Consider the following 1451-nt stretch of genomic DNA (forward strand, 5'->3'; position numbering starts at 1 on the left):
ATGCCGCTTCAGCGATGTCCGCACTGCCGAAGGTGGATCAGCGCAGGATAGCAGCGTGAATCAAACTGCCAAAGTAGTGCTAGCACTACTTTGGCAGATTGTTGATTTTGCCGCGTTTTATAGGATTCCCGAATCAATTTTTCAATGATTCATGGGTGGTCGGCTCTTGGAGGGCTGACCATGCCGGGATGGGAAGACGAACTCGAACGCTGGCTGATGCCGTTCTTGGACCGGCTGGGTCATAAGACCCGGCAGCGGATGTGTCCGCTGTATGTTGCGGGTTTGATCGGTCCTGGCGATCGCAAGAGCGTTCAGCCGATGGCGGAACGCCTTGCCATGAGCAACTACGACCAGTTGCACCATTTCATTGCGGACGGTGTCTGGGACGCGACGCCCCTGGAGACAGAGCTGCTCAACCAGGCGGACCGACTTGTCGGCGGCAGGGACGCGGTGCTCGTTATTGATGACACTTCACTGCCCAAGAAAGGTGAGCGCTCGGTCGGCGTTGCGGCTCAATACGCGTCGGCTCTCGGTAAAACTGCAAATTGCCAAACGCTGGTGTCTTTAACGCTTGCGCGCGGCGAAGTGCCCGTGATGGTCGCGTTACGTCTCTTTCTGCCTGACAGCTGGACAAGCGACATGCCTCGTTTGAAGCGCGCTCGCGTGCCAGTCGAACACCGAACGCCACGGTCCAAGCCGGAGATCGCTTTGGCCGAGATTGACCGCGCGATGGCAGCCAACATGCGCTTTGGATGTGTGCTGGCGGATGCAGGATACGGCCTCAGCGCACCGTTTCGACAAGGGCTAACAGAGCGCGGGCTGGCCTGGGCGGTCGGTATCCCTCGGCACCAGAAAGTGTATCCGGTCGATGTGAAGCTCATTTGGCCGATCACCAAAGTACGTGGCAAACCACGAAAGCACCACGTGCCCGATATCTTATCGATTGCGGCAGAACAAATGCTGGCCAGCGCCAAATGGAAAACCGTGAGTTGGCGTAGCGGGACGAAAGGTCGGCTCAAAGCCCGATTTGCTGCTCTCCGGGTCCGCACCGCCGACGGCCCTCCGCAGCGGATATGGGATAAAGGTCAGCAGCATCTCCCAGGCGACGAAGCCTGGCTCATTGGCGAGCAACGTGCCTCCGGGGAGAGGAAATACTATCTCGCCAATCTTCCGGCGACGACGGATCTGCGCACGCTGGCAGCCACCATCAAGGCACGGTGGATTTGTGAGCAGGCGCATCAACAGTTGAAGGAGGAGCTTGGACTTGATCACTTCGAAGGGCGATCATGGCAAGGTCTTCATCGCCACGCCCTTATGACAATGATTGCCTACGCCTTCCTGCAACATCGTCGCCTCGCATATGCGGGGCGGAAAAAAAAGAATCAACGGGCCTCCGCCTCAGCCAACCATGCCAGCCGTACGCCACGCCATCGTCGATCTCATCCTTCGAC

Annotated in this window: 1 protein-coding gene; it reads left to right on the plus strand. The window is 58.3% G+C overall.

The features are described from left to right. Positions 1 to 144 precede the first annotated feature (144 nt). Positions 145 to 1451 (plus strand): IS701 family transposase (locus XH80_RS02980; RefSeq protein WP_271597267.1); only part of this gene is annotated, 1307 nt, incomplete at its 3' end.

The sequence above is a fragment of the Bradyrhizobium sp. CCBAU 45384 genome (genome assembly GCF_028128665.1).
GTDB classification, from domain to species: Bacteria; Pseudomonadota; Alphaproteobacteria; order Rhizobiales; family Xanthobacteraceae; genus Bradyrhizobium; species Bradyrhizobium manausense.